Here is a 15,955-nt window from a genome sequence, read left to right on the forward strand (position 1 = left end):
TTACTTGAGCGCGCGGCCCATGACTTGAAGGTAGGCGACCAGGGCATCCATCTCGGTCTTGCCCTTCACCTCGGCGGCCGCGGCAGCGATCTGCTCATCGGTGTAAGGCACACCCACAGTGCGCAGCGCCTTCATACGGGGAGCCACACTGGCCGGTTCCACCGCAGTCTTCTCCAGCCAGGGGTAAGCGGGCATGTTGGATTCGGGCACCACGTCACGCGGATTGTTCAAGTGAATGCGATGCCATTCATCGCTGTACTTGCCCCCCACGCGGTGCAGGTCAGGGCCCGTGCGCTTGCTGCCCCACTGGAAGGGGTGGTCGTACACGAACTCACCCGCCACCGAGTAGTGGCCGTAGCGCAGCGTCTCGGCCCGGAAGGGGCGGATCATCTGCGAGTGGCAGTTGTAGCAACCCTCGCGGATGTAGATGTCGCGGCCCACCAGTTGGGTCGCGGTGTAGGGCTCCACGCCCTTGACCGCTTCGGTGGTGGACTTCTGGAAGAACAGGGGCACGATCTCCACCAGGCCGCCAATGGCGATCACCAGCAGGATCAGCACGATCATCAAGAAGTTGTTGGTCTCGACTTTCTCGTGGGAGAAGCCGGTCGAAGAAGATGTGTTGTTATCGGACATGAATGAACTCCTTCGGACTCAGGCGTGCGCCGCATTCACGGCTGGAATAGCCACCTTGACCGAACGGCCGGAGATCGCTGTCATCCACACGTTCCAGGCCATGACAACCATGCCGCCCAGGTACAACAGGCCACCTGCCACACGGATCACATAGAAGGGATAGGTCGCCTTCACGCTTTCCACGAAGGTGTAGGTGAGCGTGCCGTCGGGGTTGATGGCGCGCCACATCAGGCCCTGCATCACACCGGCAATCCACATCGCAGCGATGTACAACACGATGCCGATGGTGGCCATCCAGAAGTGCAACTCGATCGCCTTGATGGAATGCATCTTTTCTTTGCCGAACAGGCGAGGCACCAGGTAATACAGCGAGCCCATCGAGATCAAGCCCACCCAGCCCAGAGCACCAGAGTGCACGTGGCCCACGGTCCAGTCGGTGTAGTGGCTCAGGGCGTTGACGGTCTTGATGGACATCATCGGGCCTTCGAACGTGGACATGCCGTAGAACGACAGCGACACGATCAGGAAGCGCAGGATGGGGTCGTCACGCAGCTTGTGCCATGCGCCCGACAGGGTCATCACGCCATTGATCATCCCGCCCCAGCTGGGGGCCAGCAGGATCAGCGAGAACACCATGCCCACCGATTGCGTCCAGTCAGGCAGCGCGGTGTAGTGCAGGTGGTGTGGGCCGGCCCACATGTAGGTGAAGATCAGTGCCCAGAAGTGCACGATGGACAGGCGATAGCTGTACACCGGACGGCCCGCCTGCTTGGGGATGAAATAGTACATCATCCCCAGGAAGCCTGCCGTGAGGAAGAAGCCCACGGCATTGTGGCCGTACCACCACTGCACCATGGCGTCCTGCACACCGGCGTAGGCCGAGTAGCTCTTCATGAAGCTCGAAGGAATCGCCGCGCTGTTGACCAGGTGGAGCAAGGCCACGGCCAGGATGAACGCGCCAAAGAACCAGTTGGCCACGTAGATGTGCTTGACCTTGCGCACGCCGATGGTGCCAAAGAACACGATGGCGTAGGACACCCAGACCAGCGTGATCAGGATGTCGATGGGCCATTCGAGCTCGGCGTATTCCTTGCCGGAGGTGTAGCCCAAAGGCAGGCTGACCACCGCGGCCAAAATGACCAGTTGCCAGCCCCAGAAGGTGAAGGCGGCCAGAGGCCCCGCAAACAACCGGACCTGGCTGGTGCGCTGCACCACGTAGTAGCTGGTGGCAAACAGTGCGCAGCCGCCAAACGCAAAAATCACCGCGTTGGTGTGCAGGGGGCGCAAGCGCCCGTAACTGAGCCAGGGAATGCCAAAGTTGAGTTCAGGCCAGGCCAGCTGGGCGGCGATGATGACGCCCACCAGCATGCCAACCACCCCCCATACCACGGCCATGATAGAGAACTGGCGCACCACCGTATCGTTGTAGTGCGCAGTCATTGTTTTTGGAGAATCCATCGGGCACCTCTTTGTATTGCAGTAAGAGTTTGTTGCAGTCGGGTCAGTTGTACATTGACACAAGTCAACCGTCTCGGAGAATGCGCTCTCCCTCTTGTTCCACGCTCTCGAACTGGCCGTGGTAAACCGCCCACCACAGGCCTCCCAGGATCAAAAGAACCAGCAGTACAGACAGCGGGATCAGGAGATAGAGGATGTCCATCAGACGGGCTCCAGGGTTGTCTTTGAAAGATTCAGGGGCTGCTGCGACGCCTGGTTGGCCAGGGGCACCGCCATCTCAGGCAAAACTGGCGAGGCAGGCAATGGGGGCAGCTCGCGCGCCAGGCGCGCCGCGTTGAGCACCACCAGCAACGAGCTCAGCGCCATGCCCAGACCGGCCAGCCAGGCAGGCATCCAGCCCACCACCGCCAGCGGCACGCACAGCGCGTTGTAACCCGCAGCCCACCACAGGTTCTGGCGCACCACGCGCAGCGTGCGGCGCGCCAGCAGCACCGTCTGCGGCACCAGCGCCAGGCTGTCGCCCAGCACCACAAAATCAGCCCGCGACTGCGCGAGCGGCACCGCACGGCCGAATGCAAACGACACATGGGCACCGGCCAGCACCGGGCCATCATTCAGACCGTCGCCCACCATGGCCACCTGGTGCCCCTGCGCCTGCAGCGCCTGCAAGGCGGCCAGCTTGCCTTGGGGCGTGCATTCGCCCTGCGCCTGTGTAATGCCCGCCTGTGCTGCCACGCGCTGCACGGCCCCCAAGCGGTCGCCAGACAACAACTGCACAGCCACGCCCGCCTGTTGCAGCGCACCCACCACGGCGGGAGCCTCTGCGCGCAAGTCTTCCACCAGATCCAGCCGGGCCAGCTCCAAAGTGCTGCCATCAGGCCCTTGCGCCGCCAGCACCACCTGCAGCGCAGCGCCGCTGCCCTGGGGCGCCATACCCGCGTGGCGGGCCGAGCCCAGCCAGACCTTGCGCTCGGGCTGCACGCCCGTGCCATCCGCCACCATGGCGGTCAGCCCCAGGCCTGCTTCTTCTTGCAGATTCGCAACGATCCACCGGTCTTTGCGGGTCCGTGCCGCATCCGCTGCGGTCACCACCGCCCGCGATGCGGGGTGCATCGAATGGCTTGCCAAGGCAGCCGCCAGCGCCAGGGCCTCGTCGGCACTGCATTCACCCGTGGTGTGCACGGCCTGCAGTGCCATGCCGTCGCGGGTCAACGTTCCCGTCTTGTCGAACACCACGGTGTCTACATGGGCCAGCGCCTCCAGCCCTTGCAGATTACGCACCAACACGCCGTGGCGCGCCAGGGTGCCTGCTGCCGTGAGCATGGCCACCGGCGTAGCCAGCGACAGCGCGCATGGGCAGGTCACGATCAGCACCGCCACCGCCACCATGAGCGCATGTCCGGGGTCGGACGGCCACCAGTAGGCCGCTGCCAGCGCCGCCGCCAGCAGCACCGCCACCAGAAACGGACGCGCAATGCGGTCCGCCAACTGAGCCAGTCGAGGCTTTTGGAGCGATGCGCTCTCCATCAAAGCCACGATCTGCGCAAAACGGGTCTGCCCGCCGGTGCCTTCCACCAGCACCTCGACTGGCGACTGCAAGTTGTAGCTGCCCGCCGTGACGCTGCTGCCCACGGTGCGCTCCACGGGTGTGGATTCGCCGGTCAGCAGCGCCTCATCGGCATGCGTGTTGCCTGCCGTGATGCGCCCATCGGCCGGAAACGCCTCACCCGCAAGCACGCGGATGGTGTCGCCCACGGCCAGGCGGCGGGTGGCCACGCGGGTGAAGCCGCCACTCGCGTCGCGCCGCTCCACACTATCGGGCAGGCGGTTCATCACGGCTTCCAGCGCACCCGCTGTGCGGTCGCGCAGTCGCAACTCCAGCCAGCGGCCGGTGAGCAAAAAGAAAACGAACATGGTCAAGGAGTCGTAATAAACCTCCTTGCCAAAAATACCGGTGGGATCAAACGTGCCCGCCGTGCTGACCACAAAAGTGATCGCCATGCCCAGGGCCACAGGTAGATCCATGCTGACGCGGCGCAGGCGCACATCGCGCAGCGCACTGGCAAAGAAGGGGCCGCACGAGAAGACCACCATGGGCAGCGTGATGACCCATGAGGCCCAGCGCAGCAGTTGCTCCATCTCGCCCGTCAAGTCGCCGGGCTGCGCCACATAGGCGGGCCATGCGTACATCATGACCTGCATCATGCAAAAGCCCGCCACCAGCCAGCGCCACAGCGCTCGGCGGCTTTCGCGCTGGCGCTGCCCACGTGCAAAGGCATCCATGGCGGGCATGGCGCGGTAGCCCGCGCTCTGCACCGCCTTCATCCACGCGGAGGGCAACACCCGGCCAGGCTGCCACACCACGCGAGCGCGGCGCGTAGCGGCGCTTACATCGGCCTGCAGCACGCCGGGCACGGCGCGCAAGGCATCTTCAATGGTGAGGGCGCAGGCGGCGCAGTGCATGCCCTCCAGCACCACATGCGATTCCCACGTGGAGGATTCGGCACCGCCCTGCCCTCCTTCGGCGGCGTTTGCAGGCAGGGGGCTGCCTGCTGGGGTGCAGGGGCGGCCAAACGCCAGCCACTCCTGCGGGTCGTCCAGCAACTGCAGGGGCGTGGCAGGCAACGTGTCTGCCATGGCGTCGGGCAGATGCGCTGCGGTTAAAACCGGCGCACCGGGTCGAAACATTGACATGGTTCAAGCCTATCGTTGGGGCGCGGCCAGTACATTGACCTGCATCAAGTCCCGGAACATGATTCATCCTAAGCTTGTTCCATTACCTTGAGGAGTCCTTTTATGTACAAACGCATCCTGATTGCAACGGACGGATCGCCCCTGTCGGACAAAGCGGTAGAACACGGCCTGTCTCTGGCGGCACTCACTGGCGCCACCGTCGTGGCACTCAAAGTGGTGCCGCGCTATCCACGCAGCTATTTCGAAGGTGGCATGCCGGTGGACACCAGCGACGTCAAGCGCATCGAATCCCAGTGGGGCGACGCGGCCCAGGCCATGGTCGATGCCGTAAAGACCAAGGGCACCGCCCAGGGTGTGACGGTCAAACCCGTCATCGCCAAATCCGACCTCGTGGCCGAATCCGTGATCTCGGCCGCCAAAAAGCACAAGTGCGACCTCATCGTTATGGCATCACACGGCCGCAAGGGCCTCAAGCGCCTGCTGCTGGGCAGCGAAACGCAGCATGTGCTGACGCACTCGCACATTCCGGTGCTGGTGCTACGCTGACACAAAACCTGGTGTTCCGGTGATTGGTCACTGGGGTGACATTGGGCCGCATCACCCCCGGCGCTACGGTGAAAAACTCGTGACCGGCCCCTTGAGCGCCGCGTCGTCCAGCACACACACCAGGCGATCCCGCAGCCAGCGGTGGGCGGCATCTGCGTTGTAGCGCGGGTGCCAGGCCATGCGCGTGGGGTCGGACTGCACCGGCAGGGGCAGTGCAAACACATCCAGCTTGAGCGAGGGCGCCATGCCGCGCGCCACACGCTCCGGCACACAGGCCACCAAATCCGAGCGAGACGCCGCAATCAACGCGGCAAACGCACTGGGCACCACCAGGGCCACCAGCCGCTCCAGCCCTGCCGCAGCCAGCGCTGTGTCCAGCGGACTGGGCTCGCCGGGGCGCAATGTCACCTCCACATGCCGCGCTGCGGCCAGGCGCACTGGCGTGATGGCGCGGGCCAGCAAGGCATGGCCCGTGCGGGCCGCCCCCACCATCTGCTGCCGGGACAGTTCCACCCACTCGATCTCGGGGTCGCGGGTGCGGAACACTCCCACATCCAGGTCCACCCGGCCCTCGCGCAGGGCTGCGGGGTCATTGTGGCTCTCCGCCAGAAACTGCAGGCTGGCCAGCGGCATTTCACGCGCGAGGGCTTCAGAAAGCGCCGCCCCATAGACCACCGCCATGCCCTCGGGGGCCCGCACCACAAAGTGCCTGCGCACCTGGGCCAGGTCCTGCGGGTCGGTCGGTGAGCGCAGCGCCTGCGCCTGGGCCAGCAGCGCGCGCACCGGCTCCGCCAACGCCAGGGCACGCGGTGTAGGCACGAGCTTGCGGCCCGCCCGCACCAGGATGTCATCGCCAAAGGTCTCCCGGATACGCGCCAGCGCATGGCTCATGGCCGGGGTGCTCAAGTGCACCCGCTCTGCGGCCGCCGTCACGCTGCCGGTGCTGAGCAAGGCATCCAGCGCCACCAGGAGGTTGAGGTCATATGATTTCATTTTGTGCAACCATATATTCAAATCATTGCACTGTACAGAACAATGTACCGGCGGGACACTGCCGGCCATGCCCACCCCAACCCCACCTTCCACCGCCACAGCGGCCCTCCGTTCAGGCTCTCCGGCCCCTGCGCTGGCGGCACTGATGCTCATGCTGGTACTGGCCGCGCTCGACCAGACCATTCTCTCCACCGCCCTGCCCTCCATGGCGCGCGACCTGCCGGGCAGCCTGCCCTCGGCCTGGACGTTCTCGGCCTACCTGCTGGCCGCCACGGTGGTGATCGCGCTGTATGGTCGGCTGGCCGATGTACACGGCAGAAAGCCCATGCTGCTGCTGTCGATCGTCCTGTTCCTGCTGGGCTCACTGGCCTGCGCGGCCAGCCAGAGCATGCTGCAGATGGTGCTGGCCCGCGCCCTGCAGGGCGCAGGCGGCGGCGGGCTGATGACACTGACCATGCTGACCGTGGCAGCCATGTTTCCGCTTCAGGAGCGGGGGCGCTACCAGGCCCTGCTGGGCGCCGTGTATGGCGTGGCCACCATGTTTGGCCCGCTCACGGGCGGCTGGCTGACCGAACACCTCTCGTGGCGCTGGGCCTTCGGTCTCAATGTGCCTCTGGCGCTGGTCGCGCTGGGCATCTTGGCGGCCACTCTGCGCCGCCAGCCTGCAGGGCCGCGCACCCCCATAGACCACCTGGGCGCCCTGCTGCTCACCGGTGCACTGTGCAGCGCCCTGTTGATGACGCAGCACGAGCGCTTGCAGCTCCCCGCCTGGCTTTCGGTGGGCGCCTTGGGGGCTGTCTGTGCGGTGTGCAGCTGTGCCTTTGTACTGCGCCAACGGCATGCCCGCCACCCCCTGGTGCCTTTGTCGCTGTTTGCCCAGCCCATGTATGCCGCTGCGGCCACCATCGGGCTGGCCACGGGGCTGGCGCTGTATACGGCGGTGGTGTTCACGCCCGCCTATCTGCAAACCGCCCTGCACCTGTCGCCAACGGCAGCGGCGTGGCACCTGCTGCCCTTGATGGCGGGCATGACCACAGCCGCCATCGCCAGCGGCCGCCTGCTGCGCTCACGCATCCCGGCGCGGGGGCTGGGCCTGGTGGCGGGCACGCTGATGGTGGCGGGCTTTGTGCTGCTGGCCCTCTGCATGGAATGGACGCCCGCCCAACCGCTGGCCTTGTCGGCCTGCCTGCTGCCGCTGGGCGCGGGCATGGGCCTGCTGTTCCCCATCATTACCATGGTGTCGCAACGCGCAGCGCCTGCGCAGCTGATGGGCATCGCTACCGCCGTGCCCGTCATGCTGCGCAGCCTGGGCGGCGCCTTGGGGGTCGCCCTGCTGACGCGGCTTTTCAGCAGCGCCCTGCATTCCGCGCTGCTCCAGCAATCTGCGGGCGGCGCGGCGCCAGGTGCTCAGGCGCTGCAATGGGTGTGGGCCTGCGCTGGAGCCACCTCCTTGCTGGGCCTGCTGGCCTGCCGATGGCTACCTAATGCGCCCATGGCCCAGCAGGCACCCGGAGGAGCCCCTCCGGCACGCCCCACGCCAGCAGGTGCCAGCACGGCGGGGCAGAACGCATAAATCTCAAAAGGGCCAACGGGCCCTTTTTTTGTTTCTTTTTCTTTGAGTGCCCCACCAGCCAGCCACCAGCCACCCACTAGCGAGCGGCCAAGGGGCGTCACTCAGGCAAACAATCCCTTGTGCTGCTCGCGCAGCAGGTTTTTCTGCACCTTGCCCATGGTGTTGCGGGGCAGCTCGGACACCACAAAACACTTCTTGGGGATCTTGAAATTGGCGAGCTGCGACTTGAGCTGCGCCACGATGGCCTCGGGGTTGGGTTGTGCGCCGGGCTTGGCAATCACCACCGCCACGCCCACTTCGCCGAAGTCGGGGTGGGGCACGCCCACCACGGCGCTCTCGGCCACGCCGGACATTTCGTTGATGTAGCCCTCGATCTCTGCGGGGTAGACGTTGTAGCCGCCGCTGATGATGAGGTCCTTGCTGCGGCCGACGATGCTCACGTAATCGCGTTCATCCACCTTGCCCACGTCGCCGGTCTTGAACCAGCCGTCCCCTGTGAACTCTTCCGCCGTCTTCTCGGGCATGCGCCAGTAGCCTTTGAACACATTGGGGCCCTTGACTTGAATGGCGCCGATCTCGCCCACGGGCAGGGGCTTGTTCGCATCGTCCACCACGCGCAGGCCCACGCCGGGCAGCGGGAAGCCCACGGTGGCGCCACGCCGCTCGGCCTGACCGCCATGGCGCGGGTCGGCGGCGTAGGGGTTGGAGGTGAGCATGATGGTCTCGCTCATACCGTAGCGCTCCAGAATGGTGTGGCCGGTGCGCTGCTGCCATTCGGCGAAGGTTTCGATGAGCAGCGGCGCCGATCCCGCGATGAACAGGCGCATGTTCTTGGCGGCTTCCTTGGTCAGCCCCGCCTCGGCCAGCATGCGCACATAAAGCGTAGGCACGCCCATGAAGACCGTGGCGCGCGGCATGGCGGCGAGCACGGCCTTGGGGTCGAACTTGGCGAACCAGATCATCTTGCTGCCGTTGAGCAGCGCGCCGTGGATGGCCACGAACAGGCCGTGCACGTGGAAAACAGGCAGCGCGTGGATGAGCACATCACCAGGCTTCCAGCCCCAGTAGTCCTTGAGCACCTGCGCGTTGGACAGCAGGTTGCCGTGCGTGAGCATCGCCCCCTTGCTGCGGCCCGTGGTGCCACTGGTGTAGAGGATGGCGGCCAGGTCGTCGGCCGACTTCTGTGCAGGCATGTGTGCATCGCTGTGGTGCGCGGCACGCTCCAACAGGCTGCCGGTGCGATCATCGCCCAGCGTGAAAACATGCTGCGTACCCAGGGTGAAGGCGATCTTGCTCACCCATCCAAAGTTGCCGGGCGTGCACACCACCACGGCGGGCTCGGCGTTGCCGATGAAGTATTCGATCTCGGCGCTTTGGTAGGCGGTGTTGAGCGGCAAAAACACATAGCCCGCGCGCAGCGTGGCCAGGTACAGCACCATGGCTTCGACCGATTTTTCGACCTGCACGGCCACGCGGCTGCCTTCGGGCAGCTTCAGCGACGCGAGCAGGTTGGCCATGCGGGCGCTGGCACGGTCCAGGTCGCCCCAGGTGTAGAACAGCGGCACACCGTCGCTCGCCGTGGTTTCCACGGCGGTGCTGGCCAGGTCAGCAGGAAAGGCGGCGCGCAGGGCGCTAAAGAGGTTGTGTTGGCTCATGGCTTGGCCTTTGATGTTTGGCGAGGAGACAGAAATTGGGGGGGCTGGCGGCGCGGCGCCAGTCAAAACACAGGGGCGCGCTTGCCGAGGAACGCGGCGATGCCCTCCCGGTGTTCGGCGCTGTCGGCATAGGCATACGGGTCAGAGGTGCCGTTTACTATGCTTTCGATAGCTGCTTGCGCTTTATTATCAAGCGCTACAGGCACTTTTAGCATCCGAAACGTCTGCTTGTTCATGCGGGCGGCCTGGGGCGCCAGCGCGGCCACCCGCTGTGCGCTGCCCAGGGCCTCGGCGGCCACACGGTCGTCGGCGACCACGCGGCTCAAAAAACCGCGCGCAAGCATCTCGGGCGCGGTGAAGGTGGCGGCCTCCAGCAGCATCTGGCGCGCGGTGACGTCGCCCACAGCGCCCGCCACCAGTTGCGCCTCGCGCGGAGCCATGGGAAAGCCGAGTTTGGCGATGGGCGCGCCAAACCGTGCGGCGTTGCCCGCAATGCGGATGTCGCAGCAGCTTGCGATCTCGACCCCCGCACCCATGCAGGCACCGTTGATGCTGGCCACGATGGGCACGTCGCACGCCAACATGGCGTTCAGCCCGCCCCACACATCGTTTTCATGGAAGTCGCGCAGGGCGGCAGCGTCAAAACGAAAGCCGGGGTATTCCGAGATGTCGCCACCCGCGCAGAACGCCCCACCATCGCCCTCAATCAGCACGCAGCGCGCATCTGTACTGCGCTGAATGCTCTCAAAAACAGAGCGCAATTGCCGCCACATGGGCCGCGACATGGCATTCAGCCGCCCGGTGTGGCGCAAGGTGACATGCACCACGCCGCGCTCACCCGCATTCATCAACACTTCACCCGACATCTTGGTTTGCATCCATTGCGTTGTGCACATCCATCAACCCGTAAAACCCGCGCGGCGCTATCGCGAGTGCCACCGTGGAACTGGCTTCGCCAGGCCACGGGTGGCGTCCCCCTTCAGGGGGAAGGCGCGAAGCGCCTCAGGGGGTTAATCGAGCTTTGCCCCCGATGCCTTGACCACGGTCGCCCAGCGTTTGACTTCGCTGCTCACCATGGCGGCAAACTGCTGCTGGGTCAGGCCGCCGTAGTCGGCACCGTTATTGGCCCAGATCGTCTTGAGCTCGTCGGCGTTGCCCAGCTTGCGCACCTCGTCCACGATGCGGGCCTGCACGTCGGCGGGCGTTCCCTTGGGGGCCCACAGGCCGTACCAGGTGGTCACGGTGTAGTCGGGCAGGCCCAGCTCGGCGGCGCAGGGCACATCCGGAAAGGCCGGATTGCGCTTGGGGCCAGACACCATGAGCGCCTTGATGCGCCCCGCCTTGATGTGGGTCGCTGATGAGCCCAGGCCGTCGAACATCATGTCCACCTGGCCACCGATCAGGTCCTGCAGCGCAGGGCCCGCACCCCGGTAGGGAATATGGGTGATGAAGGTGCCCGTTTGCTGCTTGAACAACTCGCCCGCCATGTGGTGCGAGGTGCCCGCGCCGGCGGATCCATAGTTGAGCTTGGCGGGGTTGCGCTTCACATAGTCCATGAACTGCTGAAAATTGCTGACCGGCACGTTCTTTGGATTGACCACCACCACCTGGGGCACATTGGCCAGGAGGTACAGCGGGATGAAATCCTTCTCGATGTCGTAGTCGAGCTTGGGATACATCGACGGTGCAATCGTGTGGTGCACGGCCCCCATGAACAGCGTGTAGCCATCCGGCGCGCCCTTGGCGGCAAAGCTGGCCCCCACGGTGCCACCGGCACCGCCCCGGTTCTCGATCACCAGCGTCTTGCCCGTGGACCGGGAAAACTGCGCGGCCAGCGGCCGGGCAAAGGCATCGGTGCCGCCGCCCGCCGGGAACGGCACCACCAGGTTCACCGGCTTGTTGGGCCAGTCGCTTTGCGCCCAGCTGCTGCCACTGGCCAGGCCCAGGCCTGCGGCGGCCGCGCCCAGCAATACATCCCGCCGTTGAATTCGCGATTCGGTCATTTCTCTTGTCTCCTGTCGTTGTAAAAAAAGAAAAGCGGCCTGTTGGCAGCGCCCGGCCGGGCGCCACGGTCAGCCGCGGCAAAGGCTTTCGATGTCTCCCGAAACAGGCACCTTACCCTGCGCAAGCAAGCTGCGGTGCTTGTCGATGCGCTTCAAGTCGTACAGGTAGTTCACCATCAACCCATACGATTGTTTGAGCCCCTTTGACGAAGGATCACCCGCCCAGTTGAGCCGCTCCACCCGCGCGCCATTGCCCAGGTGAAAGCGGGCAACGGGGTCCACCGGCTTGCCCTCATTCAGCTCGCGCCCCAGATAGTACGCGGCGCATTCGAGCAGCATTTGCCGCACGGGCGACTTGGCGTCCACCTCCAGCGCCTTGTCGATGGCTGCGAGCAGGTGCGTGGCCTGCGGTGGCTCAAAACCCACGGCGCGGCCCAGCTCGGCGCGGCGCTTGTCGTCCAGGCGCTCCAGCATCGCGCCCGCATGTTTGGAGAGCCACGAGCGAAAACCCGGAATGGGCGAGAGCGTGGCAAAGGTGCGCAGGCGCGGAAACTCGGCCATCAGCGTCTCCACCACATGCTTGATGAGCGAGTCGCCAAAACTCACGCCGCGCAGGCCCGTCTGGGTGTTGCTGATGGAGTAGAAGATGGCAGTGGTGGCGCGCGAGATGTCTACCGGCGCGGCGGCTTCGTCCAGCAGCGGCGTGATGCTGGCCGAGATTTTGTCCACCAGCGCCACCTCCACAAAAATCAACGGCTCGTTGGGCAGGCGCGGGTGAAAAAAGCCGTAGCAGCGGCGGTCGCTGTCCAGCCTGTTCTTCAGGTCGGCCCAACTGCGGATGTCGTGCACCGCCTCGTATTTGATGAGCTTTTCGAGCAGCGAAGCAGGCGAATCCCACGACAGGCTGCGCAGCTCCAAAAACGCCACGTCGAACCAGGTGGAGAACAAATGCTCCAGCTCGGCATCGAGCGCCAACAAACGCTTGTCGGCCTTGAGCAGCGGCAAGATGGCGGCCCGCATGTCCAGCAAAAAGCGCATGCCCTCGGGAAACGCCGAAAACCGCTGCAGCAGCCGCGTGCGCGGCGACACCAGGGCGCGGCGCAGGCTGATCTCGGCCTGCCCCTCCTCGGCCGTACCCGCAGCCGCCTCGTAGCGCTGGCGGGCCGACTTGAAGCGGGTGGCATCGGGCGCAAACTGCTCGCCCATCAGCAGCCACATGTCGCGCCGCTCCTCAGGCTCGGCCTTGGCATACCACTCGGCCACCACCTGGGCGCGGCGCCCGCCCTCGATCTCGCTCACCTGCGGGGCCACCACCTCCTGCAGATCGGCCAGCAGGCGGCGCAGCGCGCGCGGCGACAGCGCCTCATTGCCACGGCGCAGCGTGGCCTGCAGGCGCTCGTTGGTGGAGCGCGGCGTGGGCACCTTGGCCACCACATCGGTCACGGACTTGTCGAGCCCGGCCTTGCCTGCGGCCTTGTCGCCCGCCTTGTCAGTTGCGGGAGTTGCTGTGCGCAGGCGCGACACGCTGCGGGTGATCCATTCGGGGGTGCTGTTCATCATGGCGTCAATCTCGATTGCTGATTGCGGGCTACGTCGCGCAGGGCATCGCGCTGGCGCAGCAAGTGGGTGCGCATGGCCTCTTCGGCGGCGTCACAGTCATGCGCCTTGAGGGCGGCAAACACGGCCATGTGCTCGGCCAGGCTTTGCTGCAGACGGCCCGGCGCATGCAGCGTCTGCTGGCGCGCCAGGCGCAAAATCTTGCGCAAATCGCCAATCACCTGGGCCAGCCAGCGGTTGTCGGCCAGCGTGATAAAGGCCTCGTGGATGGCGTAATTGGCCTCGTAATAGTCGGTGATGCGCCCCTCGGCCGCACACTGCTGCAGCCGCTGGTGCAGCAACTCCAGAGCCGCCACGTCGGCCCCACCCGCCTTGCGCGTGGCTTCGTGCGCGGCACGGCCCTCCAGCAGGGCGATCACCGGAAACAAATCGTCCAGATCGCGCTCGGTGATCTGGGCCACAAAACAGCCCCGGCGCGGCTCGTGGCGCAGCAGACCCTCGGCCACCAACACCTTCAGCGCCTCGCGCAGCGGCGTGCGCGAGATTTCGAGCCGCACGCACAGCGCGGCCTCGTCCAGAAAACTGCCCGGCAGCAGGTCGCCCGCAAAAATCTGATCCCGCAGCCGCGAGGCGACTTCGTCGTGCAGGGAATTCGGAACGGGGCGCATGGTGTGGGCAGGGCTCCAGGGTCATCGACCCACTGAGGTACTTGGTTGATCGCTTGGTTCCTGTGGCGCACACAGACCGGAAGGAGCCGCCGCAAACACACAACGGCTTGCCCCACCTTTACTGCTCGCAACACACCGTTAATTGCTGGCTACCGGATGCATTGCTTCGTCATGCGTGTAATTTCTCATAATTACGCAAAATAACAAGTAAAAAATGCGTGTTGAAGGGTTCGGTTACACAAAAGTGGGGGATTGCGGCGGCGGAGCAACGCGGGGGCACTGGGCAGGTTGTGCCTGCAGAGCCAACAAAGGGGCTCTCACAGCACTCCGGTCAGCCGGAATTGCCCAGTCTCAGCGCACCGCAGTCTGCCTAACGAGCGTCCAGCCAAGGCGAGAATTGGTGATTGCAGCCCGGCGAGCGGGTATTCTGATACGCGCGGCTGCTATCGGCCAGGAGCAGCCGGTTACGGCAAATGAAAGCGGACGCCCAACGCCCACGTTAACAGGCGGCTGCCAGCAGAGCTGGTAGACGTCCTGTTGAACAACCAGTTAGGCTGATGAGCGTAGACACCTTAGCCATTTTTTTGCAGAGCCCGAACTTGCTTTAAGAATTTTTCGAAGGTGGCCTGCTGTTCGGGAAAGCGACTCTGGCCTTCTTGAAAAACGGCCTCGGCTGCTTTTAACTGCCCAAGCTTCATAAGGCACTCACCCTTTGAGAAGAAAGCGGCCATTCCAGTAGGATTGACTCGCAAGGATCGCTCGAAATCGCTAAGTGCTTCGCGAAATTTGCCCAGCTCCATGTAAGTGAAGGCGCGGTTGTCGATAGCTTCGTAGAAGAGCGGGAACAACTCAATTGCTTGACTGTATTCCGTGATTGCCTCTACTCTTTTGCCTTGGTCCCCAAGCGCGTATGCGCGCTTGTAGTGCTCGTTGGCTTTTTGAACAATTACTTTGGAATCCTGCCCCGTGAAGGCGATGTAGCGGGGAAAGTCTGTCAGCTTAAGGTACTCAACAAAGCCTACCAACTCTTCCTTTATTGGGGCTTGATTTCCAATACGTTCCCAGCCTTGGCCGAAACTTCCTGCATTTATTGGAGCGTGCCAAGCCAAGACTGGAGCTTGCTTAAGTGACTCGATAGTTGGCTTGACGGCGATCGGTTGGTATGTCAAGCAATGTGCTGCAGCAGTTCCGTCTGGCCATGGATCGATAGCAAGAATCTTGATTGCGGACCATCCGCTCTTGCCTTGCTGCACGATGACATCGCCTACCTTGACTACTAGCCCGTCCTTTGCAAGGGAAGAGGCATTCGCCTGCGTGGATGACATTCCAAGCGCAGAAAGAATGACGGCGCAAAAAGTGATGATGCTTTTGAACATGCTGAGATCGACTGGTGGGATGCCAAGAATGTGCGGTAATTGGTGGGAAAGCCTAACGCTCGCGGTAACCCACAAGCGGAGCTTGTGGGCGTCGGCTTGACCAACTAGTTAGGCTGATGGCAGATGCCAAAATTTTCATGTCGCCGCATCCATTCCGGCTTCGATTTTCCTCAAAGGTTCCAATGGGAATGCGGCATCTAGGCAAGCCAGTTCATGGAGCTCTTCGTCGAGAACTTGTTCCAAATGCTTGGCCTGAGCATATTCAACTGACGAAGCAAATTCGTTTTCAACGTATGCTTCAAGGAAGCGTTCGAAGTCAGACGTGGGCCACACCGAATATTTAGTGTGCGAAATGCGAATGGCGGTTCGAAGGAAGTCTTCCCATGACATGCGATGGCTTCGATATCTTAGAAATTCATAGGCGCTTGCCAAATGACTTGTCTCCAATATGTACCAACGTTCTGACATGACGTAATTTGCTTGAGCTAACAGGATCTCTGCCGCCTTGCGTGGCGTTCGTTCGATGGAAAGCTCTAGCACCCATGCAGGTGGAGCGCTCTCTTCTCGGATGAGTTCGTCGCACCAGGCAATGTAGCAAGGAACTCCTATTGATCCTGAATGAACCAGGGAGGCAAGCGTAACGAGTTGATCGGGGCTCATATGGTGCTTGTTATAAGAGGCCTAACGTTCGACATGAGCGGCGGCTTCGGGCTAGCGAAGCCAGCTCGAAGTCGTCCGCTCGATTGATGGGATGGACTCCCCCGTTTGTTTGCGCGACAAACGCGCTCTGGTCTTCATT

Annotated in this window: 14 protein-coding genes; 2 read left to right on the forward strand and 12 right to left on the reverse strand. The window is 63.7% G+C overall.

Going from position 1 to position 15,955, the window contains the following annotated elements:
* The 4 genes from ccoO to Q0105_RS02590 all read right to left on the reverse strand — a co-directional run bounded on the left by ccoO (nucleotide 1) and on the right by Q0105_RS02590 (nucleotide 4,728).
* A complete protein-coding gene (gene ccoO, locus Q0105_RS02575; RefSeq protein ID WP_298208442.1) occupies nucleotides 1-633 on the reverse strand; it encodes a cytochrome-c oxidase, cbb3-type subunit II in 633 nt (210 codons plus the stop codon).
* Nucleotides 634-651: 18 nt separating this feature from the next.
* Nucleotides 652-2,091 carry a cytochrome-c oxidase, cbb3-type subunit I gene (gene ccoN / locus Q0105_RS02580; RefSeq protein WP_298208443.1) on the reverse strand — a complete coding sequence of 480 codons (1,440 nt, stop codon included), beginning with the start codon at nucleotides 2,089-2,091 and terminating at the stop codon, nucleotides 652-654.
* A 64-nt stretch (nucleotides 2,092-2,155) separates the two neighbouring features.
* Nucleotides 2,156-2,293, reverse strand: a complete 138-nt coding sequence (gene ccoS, locus Q0105_RS02585) for a cbb3-type cytochrome oxidase assembly protein CcoS (protein ID WP_094287546.1) — start codon at nucleotides 2,291-2,293, stop codon at nucleotides 2,156-2,158.
* The gene (locus Q0105_RS02590) at nucleotides 2,293-4,728 is read right to left on the reverse strand and encodes a cation-translocating P-type ATPase (RefSeq protein WP_298208464.1); all 2,436 of its coding nucleotides are present in this window, start codon (nucleotides 4,726-4,728) and stop codon (nucleotides 2,293-2,295) included. Before Q0105_RS02590 ends, ccoS begins: the two co-directional genes overlap by 1 nt.
* A 159-nt stretch (nucleotides 4,729-4,887) precedes the next feature.
* On the opposite strand from Q0105_RS02590, the gene Q0105_RS02595 reads away from it, so the two are divergent.
* Nucleotides 4,888-5,331, forward strand: coding sequence for a universal stress protein (locus Q0105_RS02595; RefSeq protein ID WP_298208447.1), 444 nt, complete (start codon nucleotides 4,888-4,890; stop codon nucleotides 5,329-5,331).
* Nucleotides 5,332-5,394: 63 nt separating this feature from the next.
* Here the strand turns inward: Q0105_RS02595 and Q0105_RS02600 are convergent, their stop codons facing one another.
* Complete coding sequence (locus Q0105_RS02600) at nucleotides 5,395-6,324, reverse strand: LysR family transcriptional regulator (RefSeq protein ID WP_298208449.1); 930 nt, start codon at nucleotides 6,322-6,324, stop codon at nucleotides 5,395-5,397.
* Between the two features lie 67 nt (nucleotides 6,325-6,391).
* Between Q0105_RS02600 and Q0105_RS02605 the strand changes: the two genes are divergently transcribed.
* Complete coding sequence (locus Q0105_RS02605; protein ID WP_298208451.1) at nucleotides 6,392-7,897, forward strand: MFS transporter; 1,506 nt, start codon at nucleotides 6,392-6,394, stop codon at nucleotides 7,895-7,897.
* A 101-nt stretch (nucleotides 7,898-7,998) separates the two neighbouring features.
* Here Q0105_RS02605 and Q0105_RS02610 read toward each other — a convergent pair whose 3' ends face one another.
* The 7 genes from Q0105_RS02610 to Q0105_RS02640 form a co-directional block, all read right to left on the reverse strand.
* A complete protein-coding gene (locus Q0105_RS02610; RefSeq protein ID WP_298208453.1) occupies nucleotides 7,999-9,552 on the reverse strand; it encodes a malonyl-CoA synthase in 1,554 nt (517 codons plus the stop codon).
* A gap of 62 nt (nucleotides 9,553-9,614) precedes the next feature.
* Nucleotides 9,615-10,418: an enoyl-CoA hydratase/isomerase family protein gene (locus Q0105_RS02615; RefSeq protein WP_298208465.1), complete on the reverse strand. Its 804-nt coding sequence runs from the start codon at nucleotides 10,416-10,418 to the stop codon at nucleotides 9,615-9,617.
* Between the two features lie 144 nt (nucleotides 10,419-10,562).
* Nucleotides 10,563-11,555 carry a tripartite tricarboxylate transporter substrate binding protein gene (locus tag Q0105_RS02620; protein ID WP_298208455.1) on the reverse strand — a complete coding sequence of 331 codons (993 nt, stop codon included), beginning with the start codon at nucleotides 11,553-11,555 and terminating at the stop codon, nucleotides 10,563-10,565.
* Between the two features lie 69 nt (nucleotides 11,556-11,624).
* The gene (locus Q0105_RS02625) at nucleotides 11,625-13,112 is read right to left on the reverse strand and encodes a malonyl-CoA decarboxylase (RefSeq protein ID WP_298208466.1); all 1,488 of its coding nucleotides are present in this window, start codon (nucleotides 13,110-13,112) and stop codon (nucleotides 11,625-11,627) included.
* A complete protein-coding gene (locus Q0105_RS02630; protein ID WP_298208457.1) occupies nucleotides 13,112-13,780 on the reverse strand; it encodes a GntR family transcriptional regulator in 669 nt (222 codons plus the stop codon). The genes Q0105_RS02625 and Q0105_RS02630 overlap by 1 nt, the downstream gene beginning before the upstream one ends.
* A gap of 572 nt (nucleotides 13,781-14,352) precedes the next feature.
* A complete protein-coding gene (locus Q0105_RS02635; protein ID WP_298208459.1) occupies nucleotides 14,353-15,156 on the reverse strand; it encodes a tetratricopeptide repeat protein in 804 nt (267 codons plus the stop codon).
* Between the two features lie 135 nt (nucleotides 15,157-15,291).
* Complete coding sequence (locus tag Q0105_RS02640) at nucleotides 15,292-15,816, reverse strand: hypothetical protein (protein WP_298208461.1); 525 nt, start codon at nucleotides 15,814-15,816, stop codon at nucleotides 15,292-15,294.
* Nucleotides 15,817-15,955 lie beyond the last annotated feature (139 nt).

Origin of the sequence: Acidovorax sp., assembly GCF_027492855.1 — a bacterium.
In the GTDB taxonomy this organism is placed as follows: Bacteria; Pseudomonadota; Gammaproteobacteria; order Burkholderiales; family Burkholderiaceae_C; genus Acidovorax.

Excerpts from the sequence above, each read along its gene's own strand:
- ccoO (WP_298208442.1), bottom strand. The coding sequence starts at position 633 with ATGTCCGATAACAACACATCTTCTTCGACCGGCTTCTCCCACGAGAAA.
- ccoN (WP_298208443.1), bottom strand. The coding sequence starts at position 2,091 with ATGGATTCTCCAAAAACAATGACTGCGCACTACAACGATACGGTGGTG.
- ccoS (WP_094287546.1), bottom strand. The coding sequence starts at position 2,293 with ATGGACATCCTCTATCTCCTGATCCCGCTGTCTGTACTGCTGGTTCTT.
- Q0105_RS02590 (WP_298208464.1), bottom strand. The coding sequence starts at position 4,728 with ATGGCAGACACGTTGCCTGCCACGCCCCTGCAGTTGCTGGACGACCCG.
- Q0105_RS02595 (WP_298208447.1), top strand. The coding sequence starts at position 4,888 with ATGTACAAACGCATCCTGATTGCAACGGACGGATCGCCCCTGTCGGAC.
- Q0105_RS02600 (WP_298208449.1), bottom strand. The coding sequence starts at position 6,324 with ATGAAATCATATGACCTCAACCTCCTGGTGGCGCTGGATGCCTTGCTC.
- Q0105_RS02605 (WP_298208451.1), top strand. The coding sequence starts at position 6,392 with ATGCCCACCCCAACCCCACCTTCCACCGCCACAGCGGCCCTCCGTTCA.
- Q0105_RS02610 (WP_298208453.1), bottom strand. The coding sequence starts at position 9,552 with ATGAGCCAACACAACCTCTTTAGCGCCCTGCGCGCCGCCTTTCCTGCT.
- Q0105_RS02615 (WP_298208465.1), bottom strand. The coding sequence starts at position 10,418 with ATGTCGGGTGAAGTGTTGATGAATGCGGGTGAGCGCGGCGTGGTGCAT.
- Q0105_RS02620 (WP_298208455.1), bottom strand. The coding sequence starts at position 11,555 with ATGACCGAATCGCGAATTCAACGGCGGGATGTATTGCTGGGCGCGGCC.
- Q0105_RS02625 (WP_298208466.1), bottom strand. The coding sequence starts at position 13,112 with ATGAACAGCACCCCCGAATGGATCACCCGCAGCGTGTCGCGCCTGCGC.
- Q0105_RS02630 (WP_298208457.1), bottom strand. The coding sequence starts at position 13,780 with ATGCGCCCCGTTCCGAATTCCCTGCACGACGAAGTCGCCTCGCGGCTG.
- Q0105_RS02635 (WP_298208459.1), bottom strand. The coding sequence starts at position 15,156 with ATGTTCAAAAGCATCATCACTTTTTGCGCCGTCATTCTTTCTGCGCTT.
- Q0105_RS02640 (WP_298208461.1), bottom strand. The coding sequence starts at position 15,816 with ATGAGCCCCGATCAACTCGTTACGCTTGCCTCCCTGGTTCATTCAGGA.